General features: G+C 58.4%; 12 protein-coding genes. 7 read left to right on the forward strand and 5 right to left on the reverse strand.

Translation table 11 applies throughout. The annotated features are described in order from the left end of the window. The first annotated feature begins 3 nt into the window (after positions 1 to 3). The 3 genes from mdtN to HK26_RS07255 are packed head-to-tail and all read left to right on the forward strand — an operon-like array spanning position 4 to position 4,437. Entirely contained in the window at positions 4 to 1,053 is a 1,050-nt protein-coding gene (gene mdtN / locus HK26_RS07245; protein WP_086639170.1) for a multidrug transporter subunit MdtN, read from the forward strand. Beyond that, entirely contained in the window at positions 980 to 2,830 is a 1,851-nt protein-coding gene (locus HK26_RS07250) for an FUSC family protein (protein ID WP_257640908.1), read from the forward strand. The genes mdtN and HK26_RS07250 overlap by 74 nt, the downstream gene beginning before the upstream one ends. Beyond that, positions 2,827 to 4,437: a TolC family protein gene (locus HK26_RS07255; protein ID WP_086639172.1), complete on the forward strand. Its 1,611-nt coding sequence runs from the start codon at positions 2,827 to 2,829 to the stop codon at positions 4,435 to 4,437. The genes HK26_RS07250 and HK26_RS07255 overlap by 4 nt, the downstream gene beginning before the upstream one ends. Here HK26_RS07255 and HK26_RS07260 read toward each other — a convergent pair. From HK26_RS07260 to HK26_RS07270, 3 genes are read right to left on the reverse strand one after another with little or no spacing between them, the layout of a single operon-like run. Then, positions 4,410 to 5,015, reverse strand: a complete 606-nt coding sequence (locus tag HK26_RS07260; RefSeq protein ID WP_257640909.1) for a DNA-3-methyladenine glycosylase I — start codon at positions 5,013 to 5,015, stop codon at positions 4,410 to 4,412. The two genes, HK26_RS07255 and HK26_RS07260, sit on opposite strands and share 28 nt — an antisense overlap. Next, entirely contained in the window at positions 4,996 to 5,421 is a 426-nt protein-coding gene (locus HK26_RS07265; RefSeq protein ID WP_086639173.1) for an ArsR/SmtB family transcription factor, read from the reverse strand. Before HK26_RS07265 ends, HK26_RS07260 begins: the two co-directional genes overlap by 20 nt. Next, positions 5,418 to 6,077, reverse strand: coding sequence for a peroxiredoxin (locus tag HK26_RS07270; RefSeq protein ID WP_086639174.1), 660 nt, complete (start codon positions 6,075 to 6,077; stop codon positions 5,418 to 5,420). Before HK26_RS07270 ends, HK26_RS07265 begins: the two co-directional genes overlap by 4 nt. A 107-nt stretch (positions 6,078 to 6,184) precedes the next feature. On the opposite strand from HK26_RS07270, the gene HK26_RS07275 reads away from it, so the two are divergent. Beyond that, a complete protein-coding gene (locus tag HK26_RS07275) occupies positions 6,185 to 7,111 on the forward strand; it encodes an MBL fold metallo-hydrolase (RefSeq protein WP_086639175.1) in 927 nt (308 codons plus the stop codon). A 42-nt stretch (positions 7,112 to 7,153) separates the two neighbouring features. Further along, complete coding sequence (locus HK26_RS07280; protein WP_086639176.1) at positions 7,154 to 7,945, forward strand: sulfite exporter TauE/SafE family protein; 792 nt, start codon at positions 7,154 to 7,156, stop codon at positions 7,943 to 7,945. Between the two features lie 30 nt (positions 7,946 to 7,975). On the opposite strand, the gene HK26_RS07285 is transcribed toward HK26_RS07280, so the two are convergent. Further along, positions 7,976 to 9,616, reverse strand: coding sequence for a SulP family inorganic anion transporter (locus HK26_RS07285; protein ID WP_086639195.1), 1,641 nt, complete (start codon positions 9,614 to 9,616; stop codon positions 7,976 to 7,978). 172 nt (positions 9,617 to 9,788) lie between these two features. Here HK26_RS07285 and arsC point away from each other — a divergent pair, with 172 nt between their 5' ends. Further along, complete coding sequence (arsC, locus tag HK26_RS07290) at positions 9,789 to 10,139, forward strand: arsenate reductase (glutaredoxin) (protein ID WP_086639177.1); 351 nt, start codon at positions 9,789 to 9,791, stop codon at positions 10,137 to 10,139. A gap of 95 nt (positions 10,140 to 10,234) precedes the next feature. Here the strand turns inward: arsC and HK26_RS07295 are convergent, their stop codons facing one another. Further along, entirely contained in the window at positions 10,235 to 12,676 is a 2,442-nt protein-coding gene (locus tag HK26_RS07295; protein ID WP_086639196.1) for a membrane-bound PQQ-dependent dehydrogenase, glucose/quinate/shikimate family, read from the reverse strand. Between the two features lie 510 nt (positions 12,677 to 13,186). Here HK26_RS07295 and HK26_RS07300 point away from each other — a divergent pair. Beyond that, complete coding sequence (locus HK26_RS07300) at positions 13,187 to 14,863, forward strand: alpha-keto acid decarboxylase family protein (protein WP_086639178.1); 1,677 nt, start codon at positions 13,187 to 13,189, stop codon at positions 14,861 to 14,863. Positions 14,864 to 15,043 lie beyond the last annotated feature (180 nt).

The raw sequence follows: 15,043 nt of genomic DNA on the forward strand, positions 1-15,043 counted from the left end.
CGCATGAAAAAAATACCCCTCACCACACGCAGCCCCCTTGGCATGACCATTGCCATTGTCTGTATTGTCGCCGCATCCGCCCTTGGCATTTATGTCATGGGGAAAGACGAATCCTACCCCTCGTCCGATACCGGCACGGTGGATGCAGAGGTCGTGCATGTTGCCTCCACTGTTGGCGGGCGGTTGCAAAGCCTGCATGTCCACGTCAACCAGTCGGTCAAAAAGGGAGATCTGCTGTACCAACTCGACCCCGAGCCGTATAATCTGGCCGTCCAGCAGGCCATAGCCGGGCTGGCACTTACTCAGGCAGGGGTGGAGCAGCAGCAGCGTCTGGTTGCGGTGGAAGCGGCCAATGCCGACATTGCCAAAAATCAGGCGTTACGCGCCAAGACTAATCAGGAACTTGCGGCGCGCACTGTGGAGCGCCTGCGCCCACTTGCCAGCAAATCCTATATTCCATGGCAGCAATACGATCAGGCACAGGTAGCCCTGCATGATTCGGGCATAACACTGGACCAGAGCCACCTACAGGCAAATGCCGCTCAGGTTGCGGTAGGCGACCTTAACAGCTCCATTGCAGCGCGGCAGGTGGCGGAGGCCACATTGGCACAGGCACGCTACGCGCTGCGCCAGACCACCGTTACGGCCCCGGCAGACGGCTACGTCACCAGTCTGCGGGTCATACCGGGGGAAGTGCTCATGCCGTCACAGGTCCTGTTTACCCTGATCGCCGATGACGCATGGTTTGTAACCGCCAATATGCGCGAAGGAACACTACACGCCATTCATCCGGGTGATTGTGCCACGGTTTACTCCATGATCAACCGCGACACAGCCATACGCGGCCATGTGGAAAGCATTGGCTGGGGTGTTTTTTCCGCCGATTCTGCGGGGTTGAGCCGCACACTCCCCATTGTCCCGCGGGAGATGGACTGGGTCCATGTCGCCCAGCGTTTTCCCGTCCGGATCAGGCTGGAACATGCCAACCCGCAACTGCTGCGGCTCGGGGCCACGGCCACAGTGGAAATACGCCATGGCGCTGCCTGCGACTGACACAGGCGACAGCACTCTGGCACGGTTATGGTGGCTGATCCGCGCCCCTCTGCCGGGGCGGGGGGGGCACAGCCTGCGTATGGCTGCGGCATGTACCATAGTGGTGCTAATCGGGGAGATATGGCAGATCCCTGATCTGGCTGTGCCCGCCCTGTGCACAATGGCGCTCTGGCAGAAGGACCGCACAACCAACCTGCTGGCAGGTGTTGCGGTCAATGTACTGATCGTCCTTATTCTGTCCCTTCTTTTTGTGCTGATTCACCTCACGCTGGACCACCCGTTTGCTCTGGTCGTGGCTATTATGCTGCTGTCCTTCGCATTCTTTTTTCTGGGTTCGGCCAGCAAACTCAAACCCGTCTCCTATCTTTTGGGGCTGATTGTTGTTTTTGCACTAATTGTTGCGGATCAGGCCCCCATTGGTGAGTTGGCAACCCGCGCCCTGCTGTACGCCGATCTGTTCATTCTGGTGCCCGGCGCGGTCATGATCGTGTGTGGCCCACTCATCTGCCCCTCGCCTGCTACATTATTGATGCGCGAAATTGCCGCGCGCCTGCGCCTGTGCGCCACCTTGCTCGAACAACCCGACCGCTACCAGCTCGACTACGCCCGCACGACATTACGTGCAGGCACCAGCGGCATGCTCAAACTGCTGAAAATGGCCCGGCTGGAAAAAATCCTGAGCAAGGACCATCTGGCCCATCTGGAGCAAGCCGCCTACTCCAGTGCCGCAGCCCTTGCATTGACCCATACAGCCTTCCGCCATGGGGAGAGGCCGCCAGAAGGGCAGGATTTTCCGCAAACCCTGCGCAACATGGCCGAAATTTTCTCGCATAACGGCTACCCGCAGGATGTGCCTCTCCTGCATGCCCCGCCCAGCACACCGGCTCTGGCCGAACTTGCGGCCCTGCTCCACGTCTTTACCAACCCGGCCGAACCAGCCGCACAGCACACCCGCCCACCGGAAGAAAAATCGGGATTTTTTGTACCCGATGCATTCAGCAACCCCGAGCATGTCCGCTTTGCCGTCAAGGGTACGACAGCGGTGCTGATCAGCTATTTTATTTTCACCATTCTCTTCTGGCCGGGCATACACACCTGCATTATCACCTGCTTTATTGTTGCTCTCCCCACCGTGGGGGAAATGACAACAAAGCTCCGGCTGCGTATTAGCGGTGCACTGGTGGGAGGCAGCATTGGCATTGCCTCCATTATTTTCATCCTGCCGCATCTTTACAATATTGCTGCTTTTCTGCTGCTGATTTTTGTTGTGTCCCTGTTTGCCTCATGGATCAAAAATGGTGACGAGCGCATAGCCTATGCAGGCTTCCAGATCGGGCTTGCCTTTTTTCTGAGCGACCTCAAAGGGTATGGTCCCACCGCAGATATGACCACCGCCCGCGACCGTATTATTGGCATTCTGTTGGGCAATTTTATTACCTATGCCGTTTTTGTCACGTTCTGGCCCACCAGTGCCTATGCCCCAATTGCACAACGGTGGCGCACCCTGCTGGATAGCCTGAAAAAACTGACAACAACCACAGATCCCGCCGAACAGGTCCGGCTGGCCTCCACCGTGCAGGAGGACCTGTCCGGTGCGGAGCGGGCACTGGAACTGGCGGAAGCTGAACCGCAGCACATGCGTGCTCACATGCCGCTCCTGCCCACCTACGCCATTTTAACACGACAGGCGGCCATTGCGGCCGAGGACGGGCTTTTGCCCGCTCAACGTCACGCCGTGCAGCACCACATACAGGATATGGAACAGGCTCTGACATGATAGACCGCGCACAGACCCGGATCCTGCTAGCCATACCCAGCCTGCTGCTGAGCCTGTCAGGCTGTGCCACACAGGCACTCAACAGCGCACCCGCACGGCCAGACATGCCGTGGCAGCCCAATGTTGCCGCCAATGGCGAGCTCCTGCCCGGCAAAGCGGGGCGGCGGGGGCTTATGCTGCCCCCCGGTTATGTACTACCTGCCAACCATGCCATAACGCCCCGCGCGCCGGATGGTGCGATAGACACGGCACACCCATACTCGCTCCCCGAGTTGATCGACATTGCCCAGTCCAACAACCCCAGCACCCGCAGGGCGTGGGATGCAGCACGCAATGCGGCACTCACAGTGGGCATTGCGCGCACCGCTTATGTCCCCCACCTGAGTGCTTCCATTGTTGGCGGCTATGGCACCCGGCACAACAACAGCGACCTGAGTGTTGAAAATGGCGGACTGCCGGGCAGTATCGTCAACAACATGGACACCCCCAGAACCCACAACAACGGGCATGGGGAGGTGCAGACGCTGAACATGGAATGGCTGCTGTTCGACTTTGGCAAGCGCGAGGCCATGATTGATGCGGCATCCCAGTTGCAACTGGCCAGCAATGTGCTGTTTACCGCCGCCCATCAGAAAGTCATTTATGGCGTAACACTGGCCTTTTACACCCACGCCGCAGCCGTTGCCCGCGCCGGGCTGGTCGCGCAGTCCCTCCGCAATGCCCAGACCATACAGGCTGCTGCAGAAGCACGCCTGCATCAGGGACAAGGCACTGTTGTGGATGTTGCCCAGACCCAGCAGATGACTGCTCAGGCAGAGCTACGCCTTGTGCAGGCCCAGAACGGAATTGAAAACACCTATCTGGAACTCATGACCGCCATGGGCATTGCCCCCGCCACGCGCCTGCACACGCAGGATGTCTCCGGACGGGTGCTGAACATAGACGACATGCGCATGACGGACGAGATGATCCGCACCGCTGTATCGCAACGCCCGGACGTGCTGGCGGCCTATGCCGCAGCAAAAGCCGCGCGCAGCAATGTTACCGCCGCCAAGGCCGAGTTCCTGCCCAAAGTGTTTGTAACCGGCAATGTCGCCTACACTACCGGGCATCTGGCGCTCTCCTCCGTGCCTGGAGCGGGGACCGATTCATCCCCCACCCTCAACCTCTCTTCCAACAACTTCAGCAGCCTTGTGCTGGGCGGTATTTCTGTCCCCATTTTTGATGGCGGGATGCGTGCCGCCGTGCTCAAACAGGCCCAAAGCCGGGCAGACAGCACGCAGGTCACGCTGGAGCAGACAGTAGACGACTCTGCCAAGCAGATTGTTGCCGCACAAAACGGCCTACACACGGGCCTGAGCGCTTACCGGGCCGCCACCAAGCTGGAGGCTGCTGCCCAGACCAGTTTTGATGCAGCCTTTGCAGCCTATCGCAGTGGTGTTGGTTCCATAACACCCGCAACACTGGCCCAGAGCGGACTGGTTGATGCACAACTGGCCCGCTCGGATGCTTATTACGCAGCCCTTATTGCTGCTGCCAGCCTTGGCTTTGCAACCGGCGCACTGGGCCAGGCCCCGGCTCAGGGTCTGGAAGAGGCACCCCGGTAGCAAAAACACGCGGCCTCGTGCCCGTCCAGCATACCCACCGCCTGCATCCAGGCCTGCGCGGTTGTGGAGCCAACAAAGCGGAAGCCCTTGTGCTTGAGAGCTTTTGCAACCCTGCCCGACAAAGGGGTTTGTGCCTCCAACCCTGTGCCGCGCTCGTGCGCCTGCGCTGCATGCACCATGCCCCATGCAAATGCGGAAAAATCCTCCCCTGCATTGTGCATGGCCAGCCAAGCCTGCGCATTGGCAATGGTCGCAGCAATTTTGGCACGGGAGCGGATAATACCGGTATTTTCCATCAACCGCGCCTGATCATCGGGGGTAAAGGCCGCAACCTTGTGCGGGTCAAAACCACAGAATGCGGCGCGGAAGTTCTCACGTTTTTGCAAAACCGTATTCCACGACAGCCCGGCCTGAAATGTTTCCAGCACCAGCGCCTCCCACAGGGCGCGGCTTTGCGTCACAGGTTGCCCCCATTCCCGGTCATGGTAGGTGCGGAGCAGGTCATTGGCCTCGGCCCAGCCACAGCGGACCAGCGCGTGGGTGCTGCCCGGCACCACGTCAGGAACGGGGCGTGTCACTGGTGCGGATCAGGGCGAACTGCGCACCACCTTCCGCCTCCCGCTGGGCAGTGGTGCGATTGCTGGCCGCATAACGCTCGGAGACAGCACGCAGGGCTGGCAGAGCCGCACGGTCCCCCCGTAGCAGGCCAATCAGTGCACGCGCGCGCAGGGCCTCCTCCTCGCTGGCAAGGCTATAGTGGATGGTGCGGGATTCGCGCCGTGGCACCACAATTTCGGCCCGCCGGAGCGCGCCCAACTGCTGGCTCAGGGTTGGCTGGCCAATACCTGTGCAGGTTTCCAGCTCTCCCACGGCCAGAGAGCTGTGCTCCAGCAGAGCATCCAGAATCATCAGGCGTTGTGGCTGGGCAAACAGCTTCATGCGTTCCACAAGCTGCCGCGCTTCCTCAACACACAGCGCGCTCATGCCTCGGCATCCGGCTGCATGTTCATGAACCAGTCCGGGCCTGCTGCCATGACCTCATCATACGTCTGGCCTGCGGGCAACACCACATCAGCACCCGGCATCCAGCCTTCGGGGGTCATGACATCACCTCGCTCCACCCGTTGCAGGGCGCGCAAGACACGGAGCATCTCGGCTACGGAGCGGCCAACTGTTGCGGGGTACCATGTAATCACCCGCACAATACCGCGCGGGTCAATAAAATACGCCGCACGCACGGTCGCGCTATTGCGCGCATCCAGGTCCAGCATGCCATAGGCGCGGGCAATAGCCAGAGACGGGTCCTCGATCACAGGGAAAGGGATTGTCACGCCAAAGCGGGCGCGTATGGCCTCCAGCCATGCCAGATGGGCTGGCAGACTATCCACCGACAGGCCAACAAGGGCGCAATCCATGGATTCAAACTGCGGTACGGCACGGGCCATGGCAATAAATTCGCTGGTGCAGACCGGGGTAAAATCAGCCGGATGCGAAAACAGGATCACCCACCGCCCGCGCAGACTGCTGAGCGTGAAGTCACCCTGAGTGGTCCGGGCCGTAAAATCTGGGGCCTCGTCTCCGATCTTGAGGGAGGAGGAAAGAGGCACCAGGGGACAGGCATCTGCTATGCGATCATTCATGGCAGTTTCCTTTACGCGAAATCCCGATCTTGACGCAAGATGGTTTCATATTTAGTGAAACCAAATATACAATGTTACAGTAAGTTATAAATCATTGGAGTCTTCGCATGTCGGATACCGCCATCACAGCAGCTACGGCCCAGATTATGATGATGCTGCGCCACCCGCAGGACCGGCCCGTCGTGCGGAGTTTTTTTGACCCTGCGACCTTTACCGCAAGCCATGTTGTACATGACCCCGCCACAAGGCAGGCCGCAGTCATAGACAGCGTGCTGGATTATGACCCCGCATCTGGCCGCACCAACTATGCGTCTGCCCAGCAGATCGTGGATTACGTGCGCGAGCAGAAGCTGCACGTTGCCTGGCAGTTGGAAACCCACGCCCATGCCGACCACCTTTCCGCCGCACCATGGTTGCAGGAGCAGCTTGGTGGCCAGTTGGCCATTGGGGCCGACATTGTGCGAGTGCAGGAGGTTTTTGGCAAAATCTTCAATGCCGGAACCGAGTTCGCGCGCGATGGCTCCCAGTTCAACCACCTGTTCCGGGATGGTGAGGGCTTCAAGCTCGGTAATCTGGACTGTATTGCCCTGCATGTACCCGGCCACACACCTGCGGACATGGCCTTTGTCATAGGGGACGCCGCTTTTATTGGCGATACGCTGTTCATGCCCGATTATGGCACTGCCCGCGCCGATTTTCCCGGTGGGGATGCACGCATGCTGTACCGCTCTATCCGCCGCCTGCTGACCCTGCCCGTACAGACCCGCCTGTTCCTGTGCCACGATTACAAAGCCCCCGGGCGCGATACATTTGCGTGGGAAACAACCGTAGGGGCCGAACGCGAACATAATATTCATGTTCATGATGGTGTGGAGGAAGACGCATTTGTCAGCATGCGCACCACGCGTGATGCAAGCCTGAGCCTGCCAAACCTGATCATGCCCTCCGTGCAGGTCAATATCCGCGGTGGACATATGCCTGAGCCTGAAGACAATGGCGTCAGCTATATCAAAATTCCCGTCAATCGCCTGTAAACCTCGCGTGCATACCCAGACCACCTTTATTGCGGAGAGCCCATGTTAACGCCCCACATCCTGCATATCGCGCTGGAAATTGCCTCTGGCGGCATTGTGGGGTTTACCCTCGGGCTGGTTGGGGGGGGCGGTTCCATTCTGGCTGTCCCACTTATGGTGTATCTGGTGGGGGTGCCCAATGCCCATGTGGCTATTGGCACCAGTGCGCTCTCTGTCTCCATCAACGCGCTGGTCGGGCTGGCGCATCATGCACGCAATAAAACCGTAAAGTGGCGCTGTGCCGGCATTTTTGCCCTTTGCGGCGTTGGGGGCGCTTTTCTGGGAGCATCACTTGGCAAGGCCATGGACGGCAAGCACCTGCTGCTGCTGTTCGCCATCCTTATGATCGGGGTGGGGGTTCTGATGATCCGTGGACGCCACAATACAGGCTGCCCCGGCGCAAGCTGTAACAGGCAGAACGCGCCCAAAGTCATGGGATACGGATTTGGCACTGGTGTGCTGTCCGGTTTTTTTGGCATTGGCGGGGGGTTTTTGATTGTACCCGGCCTTATGGCCTCGACCAGCATGCCCATCCTTAACGCGGTTGGCACATCCCTGGTGGCTGTTGCGGCATTCGGGCTGAGCACGACCTTGAGCTACATGCTCTCCGGCTACGTCAACTGGCAACTGGCCGGAATGTTCATTCTGGGTGGCGCCATAGGGTGCAGCATTGGCACCAAGGCATCCCGCGCACTGGCAGGTTCCACGGGCAGGCTGACCACTGTTTTTGCCGGCCTGATCTTTGTCGTGGCTGCATATATGATCTGGCAGGGCATCCACCAGCTTATGGGTTAAGCCCCCCCGGCTCTTACGCGAACGTATTTTTTACAGGCTGTCCGCAGCACTTTTGTTCGGTTCCGGCTGCGCCAGTGTCTGCCGCGCACTGGCCATGGCCTGATGCAACTGGGCATAAATATTCCCCTCCCCCAGCGCTGCAACAATATGGTGGCGCTCCATATCGGCCAGTGCATAAGAGGCTACCCTACCAAAAATCACTCTTACCCCGCGCATCTGCAGGCGGAACAGCACGTCACGCACCACGCTGGCAGCAGAGTAATCAATATCTGTAATGGCGCTGCAATCAACCACCACGCAGCGCACCGGAGTGGGTGGGTTGCACAGCAGTAAATCAATATCCTCCGCAAACAGCGAGCAGTTCGCGTAAAACAGATCTGCACAAAAGCGGTAGATCACAAGCCCCGGCTCCGTCTGCATACCGGCGCGCACGGGGCTTGCCTCCAGCTCATGTGTTGCGGGGTCGGGCCTGAGCACCATGGTATGGGGCCGGTAACTATGCCGCACATGCCGGAACAAGGAGAGGGCAATGGCAATAAAAATCCCCTGCTCCACCCCAATACTGACCACGGTTGCCAGCGTAACCAGCGCCAGACGGAACTCCCCCGGACTCTCCTTGCGGATATGGTTAAGGGCTGCCACATCAATCATGCCCACAGCAACACAGAACACCACAGAGCCCAGAATACAGCGGGGCAAATACTGGAGTGGCCCGGTAAAAAACAGCAGTACGCACAAGGTGACAGCAGCAAATACAAGCTGCGCCCGCTGGCTTGTTGCCCCGGCCTGCACGGCCATGGCGGTCTGGGTCGGGCTGCCATTGACCGTAAACGTGCCACTCATCCCCGCTACGGCATTGGCGGCACACAGGCCCATAATATCGGCATTTGCATCGACCGTCTCATGCAGCCGATAGGCAAATGCGTGTGATGTCGCCGCACTTTGCGCAATAATAACAAACACGCAGGAAGCCGAAATGGGCAAAAGTGCTAAAAACTGATGCCATGAAACTACGGGCACCAGAAAATGCGGCAGGCCTCCCTGCATAGGCCCCAGAACGGTTACACCATAGCGCGCAAGCCCCAACAGCCAGCTCAGCCCAAGTGCGCCCAGCACAACCACCAGCGCCACAGGCCGACCGGGCAGAAAACGCCCACCACACAGCAGGAGCGCGCAGGCCACGCAGGATATGGCAACCGAGAGCAGGTGCACATGCGCCACAGCCTGCACAAGCCCGGCAAACTGCGCCACAGTATTGTGCGACCCTGCCTCCAGCCCCACCATGTCGTATAACATGCTCATGCTGACCTGCACGCCAACACCGGCCAAAAAACCGACCAGCACCGTACGGGACAAAAAATCCGCCAAAAAACCCAACCGGCACAGGCGAGCAACCAGCAAAAACACCGCATTAAGCAGGGCAACCGCGCTGACCAGCCGTATGTAAGCAGCACTCCCCACCGGCTCCATTTCCGACAAAGCGCTGGAAAAAATGGCAGCGGTAGCAGAATCAGCCGCGACCACCAGATGACGGGATGAGCCAAACAGGGCAAAAGCCACCAGCGGAAAAAGCACCGTGTAAAGCCCGGTTACCGTGGGCATGCCCGCAATACGCGCATACCCCAGAACCTGCGGAATGTTCATGGATGCCAGAGACAACCCCGCCCACATATTTTTGCTTATGGTCAACGGTTTTTGCCACCAGCCGGTCACTGTACGCACGTGGCACCTGCTCCTTTTTTGCCTCAACCGTGGTCTGCCGCCGCCCCTGCCAGACAACCCCGGCCCTTGCCAGCCTTGCAGAACATGCAACAATTGCGCCTTTGCAAAAGGGGCATGTAACATGACTGTAACAGTTTACCACAATCCATCCTGCGGCACGTCGCGTTCCGTGCTGGAACTGGTGCGTAACGCAGGGATAGAGCCCGAAGTGGTGCTTTACCTGAAAAACCCTCCCAGCCGTAAACAGCTTGAGGAAATTGCCCGCCAAGACCCGCAGGGCGCACGCGATCTTTTGCGCACAAAAGAAAAACTGTGCGCAGAACTCGGGCTGGACAAGGCAGACGTAACAGATGCCCAGATCCTGAATGCCATTGCCGAGCACCCCGCACTGCTCAACCGCCCTGTTGTTGTCACCCCCAAAGGGGCCAGAGCCTGCCGTCCGGCCGATACGGTGCTGGCACTTCTGCCATAACCCTGAACCTGCACAACACAGGGAACACTGGCACAAAAAAAGGGCATTGTCCGGCTTATGACAAACCGGACAATGCCCCCATATTTTAACGCAGCTTATTCGTGCGGACTTACACCCTCGGGCAGAGCATAGGCGATGATGTAATCCCCCACATCAGGCGAATGGCTGGCACCGCCTGCGGAAATCACCACATATTCCCGCCCGGTTCTGGGTGAGCGGTAAATAAGGGGGGCCGCCACGGCACCCACTGGCAGGCGCTGCTTCCACACCTCCTGCCCGGTCCGCGCGTTCAGGGCGCGCAGGTAATAATCCTGCGTACCAGCAAAAAAGACCAGACCCGATGCCGTAGAGGTCGGTCCACCCAATGTGGGCATACCAATGGGGACAGGCAGGTGGGTTTTGATCCCCAGCGGCCCCAGATCCTCCACCGTACCCATGGGAACCTGCCAGACAATTTTTTTGCTGTGCAGGTCAATAGCCGTCATGGTGCCAAACGGTGGCGTGCTGCACGGCACCGCCAGAGGAGATTGCAGAATATCAATCTTTACCCCGCCATACGGGCCAGCAAGCTGCGGGCGTATGGTGCCCATAAAGCCCGGCACCTCGTCCGTTGAGACCTTGAACTTTTTGGCGTTCTCCCGCGTGACAAGCGACATCCGCAAAGGCATGCGCATGTCGTTGACAAACATGAGGCCACTGTTCTCATCAATGGAAATGCCGCCCCAGTTCATCCCACCCAGAAGGCTGGGCCATTCAATGTACGGTTTTTCGCCCGGTGGTGTAAACGGCCCTTCGTACACCGAATTTTTGAACATGATCCGGCAATAAAGCTGGTCAAACGTGCTGACCCCCCACATGGCACTTTCGCTCAGCGGGTCTGCGCCAATGGTCGGCATGCCAACAGAAAACGGCTGGGTGGGGGAGAGCTGCTCACCCTGCCCTGCGGGCGATGTGGGCACCGGCTTTTCCACCACCTCGGTCACGGGTTTACCTGTGCGGCGGTCCAGCACAAAAATATGCCCGGTCTTGGTGGTCTGGATCAGCGAAGGAATACGCTCGCCCTGCGCGTTGGTGACATCATACAACACTGGCTGGGACGGCAGGTCATAATCCCACACATCGTGGTGGATCAACTGGGAGACCCAGCGGGTCTGGCCTGTAGCCGCATCTACCGCCACAACCGCCGAGCCAAACCGGTTGTTGGCCGCACTACGATCTCCAGCCCAGTAATCTGGCGGGCCATTACCCGTAGGCAGGTAAACAAGGTTCAGCTCCTTGTCATATGTCGGCACGGTCCAGACATTGGGGGTGGAGAGCGTGTAGGTCTGGTCGGGGGCGGGCGCATGTGTGTTATCCGGGTTCCCTACATCCCACGCCCAGGCGAGCGCGCCGTCACGCACGTCAAACGCACGCACAACGCCTGAAGGCTCGCCGGGCATAATGTCACGCACCCAGCCACCAATAACAACCAGATGCCCCATAACCACGGGAACAGCGGTGGGGTGGTAGCGCTTGCTGTTTTCGGTCGGCCCCATCTGCTTTTTAAGGTCTACAAACCCTGCATCGCCAAAGCTTTTGCAGAGCGCACCACTGTGGGCGTCCAGCGCAAACAGGCGTGCATCAACAGAGGAGACCAGAATACGCTGGCGGCATTCCGGGTTGGGGGAGTTGGACTTCTGCTCCTGCGTCAGGCTGGTATCCGCGTCCTGATCATAATACCCGACGCCACGGCAGCTTACGTGCTCGGCCGTGCTTGCTCCGGGGTTAAAAGCCCAGATTTTCTGCCCCGTATCGGCATCAATCGCCGTAATCAGGTTCTCTGGTGTGCAGGAATACAGTACATTCCCGATCTGCTGGGGCGTATTCTCATCCGTACCAAAACCACTCCCGCGTATGCGGCGGCCCGTACGGTAAACCCATGCGACCTTGAGTTGACCAACATTGGCAGGCGTAATCTGGTCATAGGGCGCAAAGCGTGTGCCTGCGGCATTCCGGCCATAGAACTCCCAGTTCTGCGGCGCATCGGCCCGACCGGCCTGCGCAACGGTGGCCTCTGCACTCAACGCACCGGGGTTGGCTATACGACCATGCGGGAAAAACGCTGCAACCAGCGTGCCCACCAGAGCAACCAGCACAGCCAGACCACCCAGAGCGCTCCAGCGCCGCACAACAGCACGGATATTGGGGAACAGGGCTGCCAGCCAAAGGCTCAGTGCCAGCAGAATGGCAGGCACAACCAGACGCGGCAGCAACTCCCAGTAACCAATATGGGGCGTGTCGTACAAAGCCCATACGCATGTCGCCGCAAATACGGCAACGCTGGCAGGCAGAGCACTGCTTTTACGCAGGAAAAACAGGGCTGCCAGCCCAATATAGGCAAGCCCTGCCAGCAGGTAATATGCCGAGCCCCCCAACGCCAGCAACTGTCCGCCACCATAGGCGAGGGCAAGCCCGACCCCGGCACTGAGCAGCGCAAAAAGAACCCGGTACACATTGGTCAATGTGACCCAAGCCCCCGTCCTGAGCGGTTGATCCATTTTTTTCTCCCAATACCCGAAATTTCCAAAAACATCAGTGCTGCAGACCTGGATAAACCGCCCTGACTGGTCCACACCCCGCCATTCCTTGGAAAGATGAAGGTCTGTGTTCCATTCTATTCAATTCTGTCAATAATAATTCAGAATTTTTAAATCACGACCAGTCGCTTCCAAACAGATGCTGCCTTTTTGCAGCAAAATTACAGTGTATCATTCCACCCTGTATCACGTTGAGGTGAAACAGGGTGTGCCCCCCGCCGCCATACAAAACCAGGCACGCCTGTGGGACGGGACAGGAAAATCTTTAAAATATATATCAAGCCATTGAATAACAATGGTTTGTTAATTTTTTTGGGCATAACAAGGGCTCATTGGCCCCTGATAAGTCATATTGGTTACATATGGGTTATAGGGGATTCATATATTGGACATCCCCCCAGCATCACGCGTTTATTTACCGCAATGCCCCGTCCACGCAGGGTTCTATTTTTTGAGGAATGCATACCCATCATGACCTATACAGTTGGAATGTATCTGGCCGAGCGTCTGGCACAGATCGGTCTCAAACATCATTTTGCCGTGGCGGGGGATTACAATCTCGTACTCCTTGACCAGCTCCTGCTCAACAAGGACATGCAGCAGATCTACTGTTGCAACGAACTGAACTGCGGCTTTAGTGCTGAAGGTTACGCACGCGCCCATGGTGCCGCCGCAGCGGTTGTCACCTTTAGCGTAGGCGCCATTTCCGCCATGAACGCCATTGGCGGCGCCTATGCGGAAAACCTGCCCGTTATCCTGATCTCCGGCTCGCCCAACAGCAATGACTATGGCAGCGGCCATGTGCTGCACCACACACTGGGCAATACCGATTATGGCTACCAGTTGGAAATGGTGCGCCACGTAACCTGCGCTGCGGAAAGCATTACTGATGCCGCCTCCGCCCCAGCCAAGATCGACCACGTCATCCGCACCGCCCTGCGTGAGCGTAAACCGGCGTATCTGGAAATTGCCTGCAACGTGTCCTCCGCCGCGTGCGTACGCCCCGGCCCTGTGACCGCCCTGCTGGCAGAACTGACACCCGACACCACAAGCCTGAACGCCGCTGTGGATGCTGCCGTGGCGTTGCTGGAAAAATCCGAGCGGGCCGTCATGCTGGTTGGCACCAAAGCCCGCTCCGCCCATGCGTTGAGCGAAACCGAAGCACTGGCCGACCGTATTGGCTGCGCCGTAACCATTATGGCCGCAGCCAAAGGACTGTTCCCCGAAGACCACGCCAACTTCCGTGGCCTTTACTGGGGAGAAGTCTCCGCCCCCGGCACGCAGGAACTGGTGGAAAAAGCCGATGCCGTGCTGTGCATTGCACCCGTGTTCAACGATTACTCAACCGTTGGCTGGACCGCATGGCCCAAGGGTGAGAACGTACTGGTTGCTGACCCCAACCGCGTAACCGTGGGTGGGCAGACGTTTGAGGGCTTTACTCTGCGCGAATTCCTGAGCGCACTGGCCAAAAAAGCCCCCACCCGCCCCGCCAGTGCACGGGAGTCACGCTATACGCCGACCAAAATTGCCCCTGCCGCCCCGGATGCACGCCTGACGAATGACGAAATGACCCGTCAGATCAACGGTATGCTCACATCCAAAACCACCCTTGTGGCCGAAACGGGTGATTCCTGGTTCAACGCCATGCGCATGCACCTGCCACGCCATGCACGCGTGGAAACAGAAATGCAGTGGGGCCATATTGGCTGGTCTGTTCCCTCCTCCTTCGGGAATGCCATGGGGTCGCAGGACCGCGAACACATTGTTATGGTAGGGGATGGTTCCTTCCAGCTGACGGCGCAGGAAGTCGCCCAGATGGTGCGTTACGAACTGCCAGTCATTATTTTCTTGGTGAACAATCGTGGTTACGTCATTGAAATTGCCATCCATGACGGGCCTTACAACTATATCAAGAACTGGGATTATGCCGGCCTGATGAACGTGTTCAACGCGGGTGAAGGCCATGGTCTGGGCATGACGGTCACAACCGGTGCGGAACTGGCCGAAGCCATTAAAAAGGCGCAGGCCAACCGCCGTGGTCCAACCATTATCGAATGCCAGATTGAACGGACGGACTGCACGGACATGCTGGTGCAGTGGGGCAAGCGCGTGGCGTCCGCCAATGCCCGCAAACCTCAGGTTTCATAATCTGCCACGCATAGTGCCAAGTAAAAAACGCTCCGGGTGCAAGTCCGGGGCGTTTTTTTATGCACGCAGCCACTCACCAATACGTGCTTGAAATCACGTTATCTTATAATAAGTTTTTTAAAAAATCATGTTACGCACACTCCAGTTTATCAAAGCCTGACGCGCCTGTCCGGTCACGTC

It is taken from the genome of Acetobacter okinawensis (assembly GCF_002153655.1).
GTDB lineage: Bacteria > Pseudomonadota > Alphaproteobacteria > Acetobacterales > Acetobacteraceae > Acetobacter > Acetobacter okinawensis_A.